Genomic DNA, 15,523 nt, shown 5'->3' with positions numbered 1-15,523 from the left:
ACTTCTTCATGCCGCACCTCGGGCGGCAAAGAGGTTGTGGCCGACCAGCTCGGCGACACGGCGGCGCAGTTCGGCCTCGGGGCGCTGCTGCAGCACTGCGAGGGAGGCGAGGACGTCGTCGGCGTCGTCGGCGAGGAAGGCCCGCAGCCGATCGTGGGTGCTGGTGTCGAAGGGCTGGGAGACCAGGGCGGCACCCAGCTGGATGAGTAGAAGCTGGGCGCGGGTGACGCGCTCCTCGTCGGCATCCAGAGGCGCCTTGGTGGTCTGGGGCATGCGGATCTCCTGTCGTGGCAGCAGGCGGACGATGGCCGGAGAGGAAGTCGGGGTCATGCCGCACACCTCAGCTGGACGGCGGCCGTCAGCCGGGCCACGGCACGCGAGCGCCGGCGCTGCCAGGCGCCGGCGGTGGTGCCGGCGCGGGCGGCGGCCTCGGTGTCCGGAACGGCTGCGGTGTAGTGCCAGGCGATGGCGCGGCCGTCGGAGGGCGAGAGGGCGCCGGCGTCCATCGCCTCCAGGACCAGCTCGAGCAGCTCCAGACGGGCGCTCGTCGCATCGGCCTCACAGGCCGGCCCCGCGGGGGTCAGGCCGGCGGTCGTGGCAGCGGCGCGGACCTCGGCTGCCTCGGCCATCCGGCCCGGGCCCGGGTCGCGATCAGGCAGCTCCTCGGCGGCGGCCAGGTCCTCAGCGCGCGCATCGCGGTCGGCGGCGAGCTCGCGGCAGGTGTAACGCAGCGTGTCCAGCGCGAGGTTCGCGGCAGGCCGGCCGGGCCGGGTATGGATCCGGCCGGAGCGCGCCACTTCGAAGAGAGCCGCCACCGTCACGTGGCCGATTGCGTCGAAGGATCGGCCACCGAAGGGCCGGACCTGACCGCGCGTAATGCGGACGGCGGCCGGAATCATCGCCTGGACGACGACGCGGGCGGCGAGGATGGCCGATCGGTCATGACCGGCCGCACGACGCAGCAGGGCACGCAGGACGGCATCGGTCCGCTTGTCGGTCAGGCGACCGCTGCCGGGCTGGAGCGCGGCGAGCAGCTGCGCGGGTGCGAGGGCGCGCACCGAGGAATCGGTCACGGCGGCAACGTCGCCGGCCAGGCGATCGGCCACCAGTCAGTCGGCCACGGCCGCCTGGACGTCGGCGTCGCCGCACAGCGCTACCCACTCCGCGTCCAGGCGGCGAAAGATCCCGCCGGCGGTGCGGGCGGGATGCTGTACGTCGATCACGGCACGTCTCCTTTCGGATCTCGTGCCGTGAACTCTCCTCAGACCGGCTTGCCCGAAAGCTTGCCCAGCGCACTAAAAGAGCAGGTGATGGGCTTGCCCATGTGGCAGGCAAGCCTCGGGTGGCCGATTGGGCAAGCCTGCTGTGGGGGTCGGCAAGCCATCTGTGACCGGTCAATGCAACTCTCGGCAAGCCTCGGCAGGGGGTGGGCAAGCCTGTAGCCGGAAGGGCGGACTCAGGGAGGCGGGAGCTGTGGGTCGGTCACGGCGCAGGCGTGGCCGAATGGGAGACAGATCGGTCATGACCGATGACCGACGAGGGAGGGATCGGTCATCGGCCACAGGCCAGCCGATCGGCCACGGTAGGCCGTCGGCTATCGATCTCTGCTATCGGTCGTGACCGCTGCAGTACTGGGGACAGGTGGCGCGGTGCCAGAGATGAGGTGCTTGGCCATCGGCCGCTGCCAGGAGAGGTCGGTCAGCTCCGGTCAGACTGGAGGTGTGCGCGGCTGCGCTGTTGGCTCTACTCCCTACGCCACAAGTGCTGCTGATAACGCCGCTATCACCAGCGTGCAGAGTGATTGCCTCGGATCGGAGCAACCGCGCAGTGATAACAGCGGTATCAGTAGCCCGAGTGTTGTATCCGATGACCGGTGAGGGCGGGGTGCGTCATCGACCACGAACCAACCGATCGGTCACGCATGGCCAATGAGGTTCTCCGAGGCGCCCTGGTCCTGCGCTGCGAACAGGCGCTCGGCGAAGTGCGGCGCCAGGGCTACGGTGAGGTGGCGTTCGCGGGCCTCGTCCGTGGTGCCGACGGGCGCGCTGTAGCCGAGGCGGCCCTGGACGTCGATGACGAGGCCGCCGCTCGTGCCGGCGGACTTCTTGGCCTGCGCCTTCACGCGGGGCTGCCACCGCTTCTTCACCTCGCCGGACAGTCGGGCAGCAAGGTCCGGGCGAGGTCTTTTGAGCTGGTTCTTGATGTACCGCTCGACGGTGCGCTGGGAGATCCCGAGTGCCTGGGCGGCGGCCTTGGTTCCTTTCAGCTGCTTGACCAGGTAGCGCATCTGCGCGCCCGCGCTCTTGGGCGCTGGGCGTGTGACGGCTTGTTCCAGTGCGTTGTCGAGTCCCTCGCCGACCGACTTGGTCATCTTTGGTGCCCTACTCCCCTGTGTCGGCGGTGGTGACGTCGCCGGTCTTGATGTAGCGGGCCAGGTTCAGCTCCGGGGCCTGAGCTCGCTCACGGAGCTCCTCGGCCCACAGGGTCGTCTGGGTGCCTTCGTGCTTGACCATCCCGGGTGACACCCCGAGCCGGAACGACCCGGGCACGGTCTTGCCCGCGTCGTCGTAGGGCAGGACGTCGAGCGGTGAGGGTCCGTCGGCCGCGTAGACGGCGCAGTTCGGACAGCACAGCAACCGGATAGCGGCCGGTCGCGGCGGCCAGTGCCACCATCTTGCGGTGCATCCCGGTCCGGGCGCGGGAGATCACAACGGCGCGGATGTCCGGGCGCCACGTGAGTCGTGCGAGAGCCGGCCAGGGCTGCCCCGGCCGCCAGCCTCCGCCGCGTGGCACGGCCACGTGTCGCGTTAGACCGGGGGCCGGGCCCTCCCCTTCTTCACCGTCCAGGGACTCAACGCCCGACACCCACTGGGTCATGCGCGTTCCTTTTGCGGCTCTTCCTGAAGGGCCGGGCGATACTCCCACCCGTCGGACGCGCGCCGCTCCGCCTGGCGTCCCTCCCATTCCCGCTGCCTGGCAGCCAGGGCCCTCGCCAGCATCTTCGCCCGGTAGGGGTTCGACGCACCGAGCGCCTGCGCCACCTCCACAGCCTCGTCCAACAGGGCCAACCGTCGCTCAGGCAACTCCCGCACCAGCGGCGACGCGCTCGCCTCCACCAGGACGTACGCCAGCTTCGACCCGTATGCCTCCGGCGCGACCTGTGTCAGAAGGCGGTAGATCCACAGCCCCTCGGCACCCCGCACCACCCGCCGGTTGGCACTGAGCAGCCTGACCCTCGCCAGCACAACCATGTCCTGATCCATCGTTCCCCCTTCGTCCCCCACCCCCGGCCAGTGCACGTCACACGGCGAGACAGCACAGCGAACCCGCCGACAACTGTGAAGGGTTGCCGACAGGCTGGCCGGAGAGTGGATGACGACGAGTCTGACGCGCGGTACCAGCTGCCACAAGGTCGAACGGACGTGCCGTGCGTCCTACCGAAACCCCACCTGAACAGGCATGATGGACCTGACACTCACACAAATCCCGTCTGCCGCCCCTTCCGTCAGCTCACTCACGGCGTCCTGTGCACCAGTGCCAGTTCCTGATCCCGGGCTTGAGCAGCTTTGAGACCAGGAGGGCGTCAACGGCCCGTGCGACCGCCTCGCGCCGCCGGGTCAGGGTTTCGGGGAGTGCGGCGCCGCCGTACGGCCGGTCTGCGGGACGTGAAGGTCGTTCGTGAAGAGCCTCCGGCGAGTTGGTGCCAACGACGGTCTCCGGCCGACGCCGGGGGCCTTCGCTGGCTCGCGATCCCCACCCCGGCAGCCGTGCCGGGCTGGGCCCACCGATGCCGTGGAAGTACCACCTGCGACCGAAGCTACGGAGCTGCCCCTGCCCAGCCCACAGCCGGCGGCTCAGGGGTGCAGCGGGTCGGCTGCACCCCGGGGTTGGGCCAGTCCTGGACGAGTCGCAGGGCGCGGGTCTGGGCGGCCCGGTCGAGCGCCGGGGTGCACCACTGGACGCTCCCGAGGAGGCCGACGGTGGCTCGCCGCCAGGAAGCGTGCCCAACCGGGTCAGTGCGACCTGATGGACTCCGCCGCTCGGGCCACGGACCATACTGGTCGAGCCCTGATCACCCACTGGACGGTTCCATGGCCATGAGCAGCTCTTCATCGACCACTGTCCCCGACACCGTGTGGCTCGGGCGTGGGCGTCACCTCGGGCCCGATGCCGAGCGGGACGTCCGGCGCAACCTGATCGCCCTCAAGGCGGCCGGGGTGATCGACGACTTCCTGGACCTCGACCCGATCGAGGCGGCCCGCTCGACCGATCTGTTCCCTCGGGATGAGTCCGCCGACGCCGGCCCATCTGCCCGCCGGCTCTTCGAGGCCCGCTGGCGCGTGGCCGACAGTGTCACGGTGCGCGCTCAACTGACCACGTATGAGCCGGAGTCCCGGCGCGTCGAGAGCGAGGGCCTCACCTGGGTGCTCGCCGCCGAGGCGGAGCGGGCGTGGCAAGCAAGCTGGCCGTCACCCGCCACCGTGTTCTGGCCCGACAGCGACCAGGTCGCCTGGGACCACGAGAGCGTGCCGGGCGTGCGTCTGCGGACGACGAACCACCTGCCGAAGGACGACGGCGAGTTGCGGCGTCGGCTGCGGGACTGCACCCGAAAGAGCTGGTTCATCCATGTCGTGGTGCACGAGGCGATGACACCGGACGCGCGGGGGCAGCGGCCGATCACGTCGTTCCTGCCACCGAGCCTGCGGCACCGGGTGGTCGAGCACCGGGCCACGCCGGAGCAGGCGCTGATCGCCGACTTCGCGATGAAGCGTGAGCTGGGCGTCGGGCTACCGCGCGGCGGGGCCGTCGTCCTGCCCCCGACGCCCCAGGTCCCGGGCTACGACGCGGAGCGCTTCACCGTACGCGATGTCTTCCTGGACGGCACGGAACCGGCCGAACTCCTCCAGGCAATCGCGGGGTTCGCCTCACTGCCGCGACCGCTGCCGGCGGACGCCGAACAAGTCCTGACCCGACTGCGCCAAGGCTGGCACCTGCTCACCCCGGACGAGGAGCTTGTCCACGCACGGGCCATGGTCACCAAGTACGCCAAGGCGCTCGAGGCCATGACGACATCCTGTGACCTGTACCGTGAGGCGGCCGAGTCGGCGCTCGCCGCGCTAGCCGAGGCAACCAGCCGCAACGACGCGCCCCGGACGCCCATGCCGGCCGCGGCCGAGCAGGACATCTCACCGCTGAAAACCCTCACGAGGACGCTCGCTCGCTTCCGCAACCCGAACCGATAGGCGCCCGGACGGGAGAGCCAACGCCGTCCGCACGGTCGGTGCAAGCTCGGGGCGGCTGCCACCGCCACCGTGGTCGTCGCAGGGCCAGCGGCGGACGCCCGCCGACTGCTGCCCCGCGCGGCATAACGCGGGACAAGCGGGGCGGGCCCGGTCGAAGGCGTTTTGGAGCAGTTGCTCGGCCAGCTCGGGGGCCGCCTGTGGGACACCCGCCTCGACCACTCTCCCGGCAGCGGCTACGCGCCCGGCATGTGGCTGGCGCACGACGGCGCCGACCACTCCGCCGACTGGTTCACGCAGATGCCCCGTACCCGCTGGACCGTGAGCTCCGCCCAGGGCACCGCATCCGCTCGCCTGGCCCCGGCAGATCGCCGGCATCAGCGTGGTGATCAGCGAGGCGGAGGCCGGCGGCGGGTTCTATGTCGAGACCTCCTCCGACAGTTCCCGGGAGCCGCGTGATGGCCCAGCTGGCGAGGGTGTCGTCGAGAGTCTCACGCCGGAGCAGGCAGGTGATGACCGCGTGGTCCGCCAGGAGACTGCCGAACCCGTTCTGGGTGGCCGTCTCGTAGGCGGCTATGGTGAGGGCGAGCTCATCCGCGCGGGCGAGGGCGGGGGCAGGGCCCAGCTCTACGCCGGCGTGCTGTCCGCGAACCTGGCGGATCTGCTGCCCCCCGGATCCGTGCGGGTCGAGCGCTGGCGCACCCCCGCCGAACGGCTGGCCGGGTGCCCGGGTACGGTCGCCGCACTGGACCTCGTCCTCGGCGAACAGCGGCTCTCGCTGCGGCTGGCGCGGGGCCAGGTGGCCGGCGAGATCTGCCACGAGGTGCGGGGCATCGTACTGTCGCGGCGCCCCGTCGGCCTGGACCAGTGGACCGAGGCCATGGCCCGGGCCCTGTCCGACGCCGCGGCCTCGCGCGCCCGCGCCCGCGAGGCCATCGAGCGCTTCCTCGCCTGAACCCCTCACCCGCCGCCGGCGCCGCCGGCCGACTCCTGCGCCACGGGGGACCGGCCGTCGAAGCGACCGGGTGACGCGGGAGCTACGGTCGGGTGCGTGCCGCCTCGTGCTCCGCGAGGGCCTGGAACTCGCCCAGGTCGTAGTTGGCCAGGACCGAGTCCAGGTTGGTGAGCGCACCCAGGTGCTCGATGAAGCCCTTAGGGTCGTACTCGATCTGGAGCGTGACCCGGCTCTCCGTCGCGCTGAGGCGGTGGAAGGTGACCACGCCGGCGTGATGGACCCCCTCGGTGGTGTGCCAGGCGATGCGTTCCTCGGGAACCACCTCGGCGAGTTCGGCCACGAACTGCTTGTCCGCGCCGGGCAGGGACACCTGCCAGGCGAAGGTGGACGCGTCGAGCCGCACGACGTGGCGGACGTGGCTGAGGAAGGTGGGCCAGCGCTCGACGTCCTGCCACAGGGCCCAGCTCACGGACACGGGCGCCTTTATGTCGACGGCTTCCAGCAGCGAGGACGTCATGAGTACCTTCTCCTTCTTAGGGTGCGAGCGGTGGTGCCTGCGGCTACCGGATCCGGTCCACTCCGGCTTCCGTGCCCGAACGCGAGGAGCGCCACGGCGCTTTGGCGCTACGGCCGCGGTCAGCGCGTGCCGCGAAGTCGCCTGAGCATCCCGCGGGCCTGTTCCCGCTTGCGCGGGTCGGCGGCCGCCCGCCGCACCGAAGCGATCGTCCGCTGCCCCTGCGGGCTGCGGCTGAACTGCTTGATCTTCGCGAACAGTCCGGACATGTCTGAGCCCTCCCGTGTAGTGCCTGTGATGCCAGGTCGTGTGCCCCGGCCCCTCCCGTCGAAACCGCGGGGCGGTGCCACGCGAGTCCAGGCCTTGTTCATGGATCCACCCTCCCCCGGGGGGACCCGCCGAGCCGTCCGTCAGGCATAGGAGACCGTGACCTTCGTGAAGCCCAGGGAACTCAGCAGGCCTTCCAGGACCGCGGTCGTGTTCTGTTCGGCGCGCTGCGTGAGTCCGCTCGCTTTCGCCGCCTCGTCGATGCGCTGCACGGCGATCCGCTGTACGGCCTGTTCACCCGCCGGGTTGTCCGAGAAGAAGTCGCCGAGCCGGTCGAGCAGACCGCGCTGCTTGGACACGGCGTACGAGCGTGCCGGGTCGAGCACCGGCGTGCCGAGCGTGGCCCGGGGCAGCTTCAGCGTGACGGCGGTCCGGTCGGAGTCGACCGTCACGGCCTGCTGGTCGAGCGCGCCCAGCTCGACATAGGCCGAGACGGAGCCGGCGCCGACGTAGAGGGTGCGGGTACCGCGGATGCTGTCCGGGAGGAAGGGCGCGTCGTGTTCGAGGTCCACCACGACCTGGTAGTCGCCGGCCGCACCCTCCAGACGGCTCATGTCGCGCAGGGACTTGAGCACGGCCGGGCCCGTCCGGTCGTGGGTGCGCGTGCCGAAGAGGTCGCCCAGGCCGGGCAGCGGGAGGAACGCCACCGCGAGGACCGCGAGAGCGGCGGCGACGAGGAGGGCGAGAGCGCTCCGGCCGGCCGCTCTGCGCAGCCGGCTCGGCACGTGGTTCTTCTCCGTGGAGTCCATGGGGTTCGGATTCCCCGTCAGTTGGTGCTCATCCGCACGGTGGTCCCGTCAGCGAGTACACGGGCATCCACCGTAGGAGCCGGTCACCGAGGGAGCCGTCACATGGACGTACGCAAGGAACTCGCCGCGATGCGGCGGGCGAAGCGGGCGGAGCGAGCCGCGTGGGCGGAACGCAGGGAGCGGGCGCGGGAGACCGTCTCCGTGGCCCGCCCCCCGGCCGTCCGGTGGTACGAGCCCTTGCGATGCTGGCCGCCTTCGTCGGGACGGTGCTGTTCAGCCTGATCCTGGCGGGCGTGACCCTGGAGCCCTCGGCGGCTTCGGCCGGCGTGGTGCACAGCTATACCCGCCCGGGCGCCTCGATCAGCCTCTACCTCGACGGCGCGTCCGTTCGGGAAGCCGCCAAACAGCTCGGCGGCAACGTTCTGCTGGGCCTGCCCTTCGGCGTGCTCCTGCCGGTGCTCATTCCGCAAGCGCGCGGGCTGGTGCGGGTGGCGGCGGTGACGGCGGTGGTGATGACCCTGGTGGAACTCATCCAGGGCTCCCTGGTCACCGGACGGGCCTTCGACGTGGACGATGTCCTCCTGAACGTCACCGGCGCCCTTCTCGGCTATCTCGTCCTCGGCCGCCGGAATGGGTCGCGCCGTCCACCCGTGCCGCCGCAACTGGTGTCACCGCCTGACCCGCCGCGGCGACCGCGTCCCTGCCCGCGCTTCCGGCGTGTGCACGCCGCTGGTCGAGCCGACCGCAGAAGGCCCAGGACCCAAGTGATGCGGCGGCACCGCCGGCACCCGGGTGGACGACGCCCCGTCCTCAGGGGCTGCGCCGTCCAGGTGGCACGGTGCGGGGAAACGCCGGGCAACGGCGCACCCCCGCGTGCCGGTGCCGATCACGGGGTACGTGGGGGTCGGCGTCCGACGCGGGGCTCCGGCAGCCCGCGCGCCGCGTACGCGACAGTAACGCCCCGAACGAAAGGGATCACCGTGGCAGAGAAGGAACACCGCAAGCCGAGCCCGCCCTCCGAGGCCCCCGGGGAGAGCGGCGACCGCGCGGCCCGCCGGGAAGCGGAGGACGCCCTCGTCCCCGGCGACGGGGATGGCGAGGTCGGCGACGCACTGAGCCCCAGCACCGCCGCCCAGCGCCGCACGGCCGAACAGGGCGGGGACGGCCACGGCACCGGCAAGAAGCCGACTCGGTAGACGCGTCGACGCCCGCGGGGACCACGGCCCCCGCGGGCGTCGGGCGGGAAGAGCTGCCGCAGCAGCTGCTCCGGCGCGTCAGGCCGCCGCGGCCACCGGGGCCGACAGCGCCGCGACGGCCTGCGCGCGGCTGTCATGGACGTCCAGCGCCTCCGTCACGGCTGCGGCGGCCAGCCTCCGGCGTGCTTCGGGGTCCGCGGCCACGACGGCCAGCGGTACGTCCGCGTACCGGCACATGCGGTGGGCCCGTACGACCGTGCTGACCGCCGCGTCGCTCACCGGAGCTTCGGACAGTTCCAGTACGACGGGCGCGGACCGGTGGGCGGTGAGGCTGCCGTCGATCGCCCACGCGGCGGGGGCCCGCCCTGCTATGTCCAGGTCGGCACGCAGACGGATGATCAGTACACCGCTCTCGGTCACCTCGAAGGGCAGCACGGGCGCTCCTTGTCTCCACGACCACTGTTGTGCAGACGCAGATGCCCACGGGACGCGGCGCTATGCGTGGGGCGGACGCAGCGGAGCACGGGACTGCATGGATGGCCGAGCATCCACGACTGGACGGAGGCCGGCCGGCCGGTGGCCGGAGTCAGCGCGCTGGCGAGTGCCCGCCCGGGGCGGGCTCCGGCCCGTCCCGTTCGACGATCCTCGTCGTGACGGGGTGCCGGCCTCCACCGTGCGGCTGACCGTGCAGAGCTTGTCGTGGGAGCTCTTCACGGCACGGGGCAGGATCGCGCGGGCCCGGTCCCCGCCCTCCCCGTCGGGGAAGCCGACGGTGAAGGCCACCTCCAGGCCCGTCAGCAGGTTGCCGCCCTGCTCGTCCTGGACCTTGTCCCCGCTGACGGAGAGGGAGAACACGATCGGATCCGCATGCCGCGAGGTCGCCACGTCGACATCGGCCGCGGAACAGCCGCCGATCGCGGCGAGCAGCAGTTCCACAGGAGTGAATCCGGTGTCGGCGGGCCACGGACCGAACCGGCCCACGATCGTCGGAAATCGCGATGCGCCGCGATGACGGGGCGTGGCACAGCGCAGGCATGTCCAACGACGTCGCCTATCCCGTCTTCCGTACTCCCGACCTCGCACTCGCCCTGAGCACCGCGCGCCGCCTCATGGAGTTCGGTCGCTGCACGTACTCGCGGGTCTCCGTGGCCGTGGAGCTCTGTTCCGTCGACGAGGTGCGGCGGCTGGGCAAGGAACTGCCCGAAGGATGGTTCCGGGGGCGCGAGGAGTACCACGAGTTCGACGGGGTGCCGTGGGAGGAGCAGCCCGCGCTGGTCGTCGGCGTGCAGGGGCCCGGTCTGCCCACCGACCCGGCCGCATACGAAGGACGGCTGCCGGTGGAGTGTGAGCTGCTCGATCTGTCCGTCGGCAGCATCGAGGACGCCTTCACGGCGGCGATCGGTTCGAACAGGGGCGAGATCAACTGGGATTCGCTGTGCTGGCCGGACGCGCCCGAGGTGGGTTTTCACGGCGAGTCCAAGCACGCTGAGGTGACGCTCCTCTTCAACACGCGCACCCGCGATCTCGATGAGCCCGCCGATGATCACACCGTCCTCGTCCATGTCCGCAGCGTCAGCGTCGACGGCCGCCAGACGAGGGAGCCGTACGCGCAGTGGCTCGCCGAGCAGGCGGGGCTCACGGTCATCGGGCCTGGGCAGCGGTGGTAGAGCAGGCCGGTCACTTCGACCAGTGGCGCTCTGACGCCCGCCGTGTCGGCGGTATCCGAGGCCACACGGTCACGAGGCTGTTCTGTCGTTCTGACGCTCACGGCGGCTGAGCGACGACCAGCGTGCGCAGGAGAGCGAAGGACGCCCGCCCATATGACCGGCGCTTGATCAGTTTGATCCGCGTGACCTGGTGCTTCGACGGCGCCGGAGCTCCAGGGCAGGGTGAGGCCGTTGACGACGGCGGCCCAGTCGTTCTCGAGGAAGGCGGCGAAGCCCCGGATCGGTTGTGGACCTTGGTCGAGGGCTCGAGACATCCAGTTTGTGCGGTCCTGGCCTCGGCGTTCGCGGGCGATAGCACTGAACTCGTGGGCAAGGTCGCGGGCGGTGGCCAGGTCGGGGCAGGCGTCCAGGATACGGTCGAGCTGGTGGCGCTGGCCGTCGGTCAGGGCGTCCGGGTGGCGCATGATCCAGGTGGTGATCCGGCGAGGGCTGGGGATCGGCTGCGGCGGTTCGGGGGTGGCGGTGCCGGCGCGAAGGGTCTCGATGTAATTGGTGACCACGACGCGGCTGCCCTGGTAGCCGCGCTCGCGGATCTCACGGAAGAGAGCCGCGGCGTTCGTCGCGCCGCCGCGGAAGCGGTGTTGCAGGCATAGCTTGAAGCGGTTGATGCTGTGGCCATTGGGGCGGCGCTCGCGAGCCGAGGCGAGGACCTGGTCGAGGTCGGTGGTCAGACACCGTCTTGCGGTCCCGACCCAGACGGGCGGCGATCGCGCTGATCGTCCAGCCGCGTTCGCGCAGCTGGTGAATGTCGGTGTGCCGCTGACGGACGCGGGCCAGCAACTGCCCGTCCGGCGGGTCGCTCGGTTCCGGTGGCCCGATCAGCGCCGCCAGGGACGCGGGGTTCGACGGCTCCTGGGGCTGGTCCGCATCGTCGGCCTCGGCGTCTTTGCGCAGGCAGACGCGGTGCTGATGGGCCGTCCGTTCGACGGCGCAGGCGAGTGAGTGGAGCAGGTGCCAGCTGACCCCCTCTTCCAGCAGCCCAATCCCATGGCGGATCTGCACGCCGACATCGAGCGGTTCATCGCGGCCACCGGGCTCGAGTCGACGATCATCCGGCCGGGGATGTTCGCGTCGAACTCGCTGGTCTGGTGGGCTCCCGCGATCCGGGCCGGCGAAGTCGTCCGGTGGCCTTACGGCGCTGCCGAGTCGGCACGCCGGATCGCATTCGAGGAGGTAACGCCAGACCAGTTCCGAAGCCTGTGCGAGGGTACGGTGCCCAGCTCGGCCGTCGACATGCTGCTCGCCGCGTGGAGTGCGGCGGTCGGACAGCCCGCGTACATCACCACTGCGGTGGCCGACATCCTCGGGACGGCGCCGCGAACGTTTCGCCAGTGGGCCGTTGACCACGCCATCGCGTTCACAGGGGGTTCGTAACCTCGTCCACCGCGACCTGCGCCCCAGGCCGCAGCCCTCAGTCCGCCGTCGCCCCGGCGCTCGCCCCCGGAGGCTGTCGCTGACGAGTTCGCTGTCCATGGCATCGAGGGTGGTCAGCCAGTCGGGGTCGGTGGGGGCGAGGAAGCCCACCTTGGGCATCAGGAGCAGGGAGGCGTCGAGAACGTCGGTGTCGTAGTGCTGGACGAATGCCCGCCGTTCTTCATTCCAGCCGTGATCGACGATCTGCCGCAGGACCGCGTCGCGGGCCTCCAGCCATCGGGTCAGGTCGCCGGCGCGGGAGTGCGCGGTGGCGAGTTTGGCCGCGCGGTCGAAGGCGACCCAGGTCATGAGCCGGCTGTAGGTGAAGTTTGACGGCCGCCACGCGTCTCCCAGATGCCCTCGTCGGGGCGGTCCCAGTGGTCGGTGAGCCAGTCGATGACGCCTGCGAAGGCATGCCAGCCGCGGACAGTGCCGATGTCCTCCGCCTGGACGAAGGCGTAGGCAGCCTCGCCGTAGATGTCGAGCTGGATCTGGTCGGCGGCGGCGTTTCCGGCCCGTACCGGGGCGGAGCGGCGATAGCCCTCCAGGTGGTCCAGCAACTCCTCGGTCAGGTGCGGTTCCCCGTCGACGCGGCACATGATCTCCAGCGGTTCTCCGGAGGCGGTGCCTCCGGCGTCCAGGCGCTCGCGCCGCCACCGGCGGAAGGCGTTCGCCTCCGCGGTGAAGCCGAGGCCGATCAGGGACCGCACCGACATAGAAGCGTCGCGGACCCAGGTGTAGCGGTAGTCCCAGTTGCGCTCCCAGCCGATGTGGTCGGGCAGGCCCATGGTGGCGGCACCGATCGGGGCGCCCGTGGGAGCGTAGGTGAGGAGCTTGAGGGTGATGGCCGAGCGGGTGACCATTTCGTGCCAGCGGCCGCGGTAGCGGGAGGCACGCAGCCAGTCCAGCCAGAACGCGGCGCACGCCTCAAGCTCGGTGCTGACCGTGTGGACGCCGGGGGCCGTCCCCCCTGGCCGCCCGCTCAGCGTGCCCGGCTCGCCGGACTCAGCGGTGAGGACCACGGCGGTGCGCTCCCCAGCATGCAGCGTGGAGCGAGCGGACACCTCCGTGCCGTCCGGATGCCGGGCGATCGTGGTGGTGGCCTGCAGATGCAGATCCGTGCCGGGGCCGCGGAAGAGCACCGACCCGTCGTCGAGACGGGTCAGGTGGTGTGAGGCCCGGCCCTAGTCGAAGCGGGGCCGGCAGATCAGCTCGAACGGCATCCTCCCGCGTACCACCCGCGCCACCCGAATCAGCCGGTGCCTGGCGGACGGCGTCGGCGAGGGGTCGGGCGGCATGAAGTCGACGACTTCACCGACCCCGCTCGGGGCCATGAAACGGGTGATGAGAATGGCAGTGTCGGGAAGGTAGAGCTGTCGGACGGTGACGTCGCGGCCGACATCGGCGGCCAGGCGGCAGAAACCCGCTCGGTCGCTGTCGAGCAGCGAGGCGAACACGCTGGGCGAGTCGAACCTGGGCGTGCACCACCAGTCGGCGGTGCCGTCGACGGCGTTACGGAGAGCTCTTCCGGCTCGGGTAAAGCCGGTGCTCAAGCCCCTCATCAGCGGTCCGCCGATGCCTCCGGACCCGGTGACACCAACCCGGATCATCAGCTGCAACAAGGGGGAACTCATGCCGGACCCGAAGGCCGGAGGCCCCATTGCGGAGCCAATGAAGAACGGGGGAACGGAGCCCGGCTACCCGTCGTTGGGTCTCGCCCCCTACGCTCGTGATCATGACAAAGGGATTCAGCGACCAGTTCCTGCTCGAGGCGGAACGGCATTCCGTTTGGGGCGCCGCTCAGCTCGAGGCACTCATGGAGTTCCTGCCCGAGGCGCCGTGGAGCGCGGACCTGCCGACGTGTTCGTACCGGCAGGGGGAAGTGGAGCTACGGGTCGGTGTCCTTGGGACGTACGACATGAAGGGGGGTACCTGGCTGTGGGGCTGGGCAAATTCGGGCCTCGGCGGGAGTGAGGTCGTGGCGTTGTCCGCTGCCGTGGCACGGTACGGGCAGGCGCACGGGATTCGTGAGTTCACCACGGAGGAACTCGATCTGTCCGGGTTCGACGATCCTCGACGGGCCGCCGAGATGCTTGCCTTCGCGGGGATGGGGGTAGCCAACACTCCCGGGTATATCGGGCAGCCCGCCGGACCCGGCACCCAGGTGTACTTCCTGCCAGACGACCCGAAGGTGCCGAGCGCCCAGCTCGATCCGGTCGCCCTGCCGCGCGTGCTCATGGCCGGGGTCTCACTCATCGGGCGTTCGCCGCGACAGGCCGTCACGGGTTACTTCGAGCACCACGGGGTGCCGCAGCGCGTGGAAGGCGACCGGTTGATCGCCGATCTGCCGACCGGGAACGCCGCCGTTGTCTCCTTCGACGGGATGGGGCGGATCGGCAACATCCGGCTCACGGTCACCGGCTGACCCAAACCGCCCGTCAGGCCGGGGTGAGTTCCTGGGTGAGGACGTGTTCGACCAGGGAGATGAGGACGTCCTTGCCGGATTCGCGGTCGCGGACGTTGGGCGCGGAAATTCAGCTTCCGAGCGCAGCCTTGCGCAGGGATCGCTCCGCGATCCTGGCAGCCGCTGACGCGGGCAGCAGGTCTCCGAAGACGAAGGTCTGGAAAGTGTTGAGACGGCCGTCGACGATCGCCGGGACCCCGGCCGCGCAAGGCGGACATGACGGTGTCCGCTGAGACGGCTGAGCGCCGCAGCCGATGACACCGTCATGCTTCGCGCGCCCCTGGCGACAGGTAGTGCGCCGACGTGGTGACAACCATCGTGCTGCGCTCCGCTTAGGCCGCAGGGCCAACAGGACGTCACCTACCGGGCACCGGTCGGTTGCGTTGATCTCAGCGCGTTCGACGACGACGGCAACTCGTACGACATCCATGCGTGCCACGACTGTCTGCCGTGGCGGCGCACCTCGTACCTGGTTTGGCGAAGGGCTTTCGGCTGCAACGGGGCGGCCGAACTCAGAGTGAGCTCCGCCAAGGTGGCACGCGCGGCCTCCGGCTTCATAAGTAGGTGTTGTTGAACGCTGGCCGTGAGGGGCGTACGGCTGGATGATCTGGGTTGTGGCGTCTGGCGGGGTGGGCCGGCGGTACCGCCGGGAGTGTGGTGATCCGCTTGCGTCGTCGATGGCGACGGAGGCGCTGTTCTGCTCGGTTCGGTGCAGGTCGCGGGTCAGGTCGGTGACGGCCTGGATGAACGCCCGCCGCAACTGCCGGGGCTACGAACGGCTGCCCCAGCACGCCGAAGCCCACCTGAACTGGGCATTCATCACTCTCATGACCCGGCGCGTGGCCCGGAAGGGCCCCCGCGCCGACAGCTGGACGAAGAAGAACCGGCCCGTCGGCTGACTACTCCTCAGCCGACTCTGGCCTCCCTCCCCGCCGAAC

The 15,523-nt window shown here is 70.7% G+C and carries 13 protein-coding genes and 5 pseudogenes; 6 read left to right on the top strand and 12 right to left on the bottom strand.

What is annotated here, in order from left to right; translation table 11 throughout:
- Positions 1-6: 6 nt before the first annotated feature.
- From ACWF79_RS06085 to ACWF79_RS06065, 5 genes and pseudogenes are all read right to left on the bottom strand, one after another.
- Positions 7-330: a hypothetical protein gene (locus ACWF79_RS06085; RefSeq protein WP_453726828.1), complete on the bottom strand. Its 324-nt coding sequence runs from the start codon at positions 328-330 to the stop codon at positions 7-9.
- The gene (locus ACWF79_RS06080) at positions 327-1,073 is read right to left on the bottom strand and encodes a hypothetical protein (protein WP_453726827.1); all 747 of its coding nucleotides are present in this window, start codon (positions 1,071-1,073) and stop codon (positions 327-329) included. The genes ACWF79_RS06085 and ACWF79_RS06080 overlap by 4 nt, the downstream gene beginning before the upstream one ends.
- An 863-nt stretch (positions 1,074-1,936) precedes the next feature.
- Positions 1,937-2,371, bottom strand: a pseudogene (gene tpg, locus ACWF79_RS06075) (telomere-protecting terminal protein Tpg); the annotation flags it as partial.
- 10 nt (positions 2,372-2,381) lie between these two features.
- Positions 2,382-2,790 (bottom strand): annotated as a pseudogene (locus ACWF79_RS06070) (telomere-associated protein Tap); the annotation flags it as partial.
- 83 nt (positions 2,791-2,873) lie between these two features.
- Complete coding sequence (locus tag ACWF79_RS06065) at positions 2,874-3,263, bottom strand: hypothetical protein (RefSeq protein WP_453726826.1); 390 nt, start codon at positions 3,261-3,263, stop codon at positions 2,874-2,876.
- A gap of 834 nt (positions 3,264-4,097) precedes the next feature.
- On the opposite strand from ACWF79_RS06065, the gene ACWF79_RS06060 reads away from it, so the two are divergent.
- Both ACWF79_RS06060 and ACWF79_RS06055 read left to right on the top strand, forming a co-directional pair.
- Positions 4,098-5,243 carry a hypothetical protein gene (locus ACWF79_RS06060; protein WP_453726825.1) on the top strand — a complete coding sequence of 382 codons (1,146 nt, stop codon included), beginning with the start codon at positions 4,098-4,100 and terminating at the stop codon, positions 5,241-5,243.
- Between the two features lie 517 nt (positions 5,244-5,760).
- Positions 5,761-6,195, top strand: coding sequence for a hypothetical protein (locus tag ACWF79_RS06055; protein ID WP_453726824.1), 435 nt, complete (start codon positions 5,761-5,763; stop codon positions 6,193-6,195).
- 82 nt (positions 6,196-6,277) lie between these two features.
- Here the strand turns inward: ACWF79_RS06055 and ACWF79_RS06050 are convergent, their stop codons facing one another.
- The 3 genes from ACWF79_RS06050 to ACWF79_RS06040 form a co-directional block, all read right to left on the bottom strand.
- Complete coding sequence (locus tag ACWF79_RS06050; RefSeq protein WP_453726823.1) at positions 6,278-6,712, bottom strand: SRPBCC family protein; 435 nt, start codon at positions 6,710-6,712, stop codon at positions 6,278-6,280.
- Positions 6,713-6,831: 119 nt separating this feature from the next.
- Positions 6,832-6,978 (bottom strand): hypothetical protein, encoded by a 147-nt coding sequence (locus ACWF79_RS06045; protein ID WP_453726822.1) that lies wholly within the window; start codon positions 6,976-6,978, stop codon positions 6,832-6,834.
- Between the two features lie 141 nt (positions 6,979-7,119).
- On the bottom strand, positions 7,120-7,785 hold the full coding sequence (locus ACWF79_RS06040; RefSeq protein WP_453726821.1) for a DUF4230 domain-containing protein: 666 nt from the start codon (positions 7,783-7,785) through the stop codon (positions 7,120-7,122).
- 242 nt (positions 7,786-8,027) lie between these two features.
- Here ACWF79_RS06040 and ACWF79_RS06035 point away from each other — a divergent pair, with 242 nt between their 5' ends.
- Positions 8,028-8,981, top strand: a complete 954-nt coding sequence (locus tag ACWF79_RS06035; RefSeq protein WP_453726820.1) for a VanZ family protein — start codon at positions 8,028-8,030, stop codon at positions 8,979-8,981.
- Positions 8,982-9,059: 78 nt separating this feature from the next.
- Here the strand turns inward: ACWF79_RS06035 and ACWF79_RS06030 are convergent, their stop codons facing one another.
- A complete protein-coding gene (locus ACWF79_RS06030; RefSeq protein WP_453726819.1) occupies positions 9,060-9,416 on the bottom strand; it encodes an STAS domain-containing protein in 357 nt (118 codons plus the stop codon).
- Between the two features lie 219 nt (positions 9,417-9,635).
- Positions 9,636-10,013 (bottom strand): annotated as a pseudogene (locus ACWF79_RS06025) (OsmC family protein); the annotation flags it as partial.
- Between the two features lie 2 nt (positions 10,014-10,015).
- Between ACWF79_RS06025 and ACWF79_RS06020 the strand changes: the two are divergent.
- Positions 10,016-10,648, top strand: coding sequence for a hypothetical protein (locus tag ACWF79_RS06020; protein WP_453726818.1), 633 nt, complete (start codon positions 10,016-10,018; stop codon positions 10,646-10,648).
- A 251-nt stretch (positions 10,649-10,899) separates the two neighbouring features.
- Here the strand turns inward: ACWF79_RS06020 and ACWF79_RS06015 are convergent.
- Both ACWF79_RS06015 and ACWF79_RS06010 read right to left on the bottom strand, forming a co-directional pair.
- Positions 10,900-11,112 (bottom strand): annotated as a pseudogene (locus ACWF79_RS06015) (hypothetical protein); the annotation flags it as partial.
- 1,039 nt (positions 11,113-12,151) lie between these two features.
- Positions 12,152-13,632: pseudogene (locus ACWF79_RS06010) on the bottom strand (glycoside hydrolase family 15 protein); the annotation flags it as partial.
- A 224-nt stretch (positions 13,633-13,856) separates the two neighbouring features.
- On the opposite strand from ACWF79_RS06010, the gene ACWF79_RS06005 reads away from it, so the two are divergent.
- Both ACWF79_RS06005 and ACWF79_RS06000 read left to right on the top strand, forming a co-directional pair.
- On the top strand, positions 13,857-14,546 hold the full coding sequence (locus ACWF79_RS06005; protein WP_453726906.1) for a DUF6882 domain-containing protein: 690 nt from the start codon (positions 13,857-13,859) through the stop codon (positions 14,544-14,546).
- A 782-nt stretch (positions 14,547-15,328) separates the two neighbouring features.
- Complete coding sequence (locus ACWF79_RS06000; protein ID WP_453726817.1) at positions 15,329-15,484, top strand: hypothetical protein; 156 nt, start codon at positions 15,329-15,331, stop codon at positions 15,482-15,484.
- Positions 15,485-15,523 lie beyond the last annotated feature (39 nt).

The organism is Streptomyces sp. NPDC054975 (assembly GCF_053609105.1).
Note: the sequence above shows the minus strand (reverse complement) of the source record. Positions and strands in the feature narration are given on the sequence as shown.

What these genes read in the sequence shown, in the direction of transcription:
- ACWF79_RS06085 (WP_453726828.1), bottom strand. Translation starts at nt 330, where the DNA reads ATGACCCCGACTTCCTCTCCGGCCATCGTCCGCCTGCTGCCACGACAG.
- ACWF79_RS06065 (WP_453726826.1), bottom strand. Translation starts at nt 3,263, where the DNA reads ATGGATCAGGACATGGTTGTGCTGGCGAGGGTCAGGCTGCTCAGTGCC.
- ACWF79_RS06060 (WP_453726825.1), top strand. Translation starts at nt 4,098, where the DNA reads ATGAGCAGCTCTTCATCGACCACTGTCCCCGACACCGTGTGGCTCGGG.
- ACWF79_RS06050 (WP_453726823.1), bottom strand. Translation starts at nt 6,712, where the DNA reads ATGACGTCCTCGCTGCTGGAAGCCGTCGACATAAAGGCGCCCGTGTCC.
- ACWF79_RS06045 (WP_453726822.1), bottom strand. Translation starts at nt 6,978, where the DNA reads ATGTCCGGACTGTTCGCGAAGATCAAGCAGTTCAGCCGCAGCCCGCAG.
- ACWF79_RS06040 (WP_453726821.1), bottom strand. Translation starts at nt 7,785, where the DNA reads ATGGACTCCACGGAGAAGAACCACGTGCCGAGCCGGCTGCGCAGAGCG.
- ACWF79_RS06035 (WP_453726820.1), top strand. Translation starts at nt 8,028, where the DNA reads ATGCTGGCCGCCTTCGTCGGGACGGTGCTGTTCAGCCTGATCCTGGCG.
- ACWF79_RS06020 (WP_453726818.1), top strand. Translation starts at nt 10,016, where the DNA reads ATGTCCAACGACGTCGCCTATCCCGTCTTCCGTACTCCCGACCTCGCA.
- ACWF79_RS06005 (WP_453726906.1), top strand. Translation starts at nt 13,857, where the DNA reads ATGACAAAGGGATTCAGCGACCAGTTCCTGCTCGAGGCGGAACGGCAT.
- ACWF79_RS06000 (WP_453726817.1), top strand. Translation starts at nt 15,329, where the DNA reads ATGAACGCCCGCCGCAACTGCCGGGGCTACGAACGGCTGCCCCAGCAC.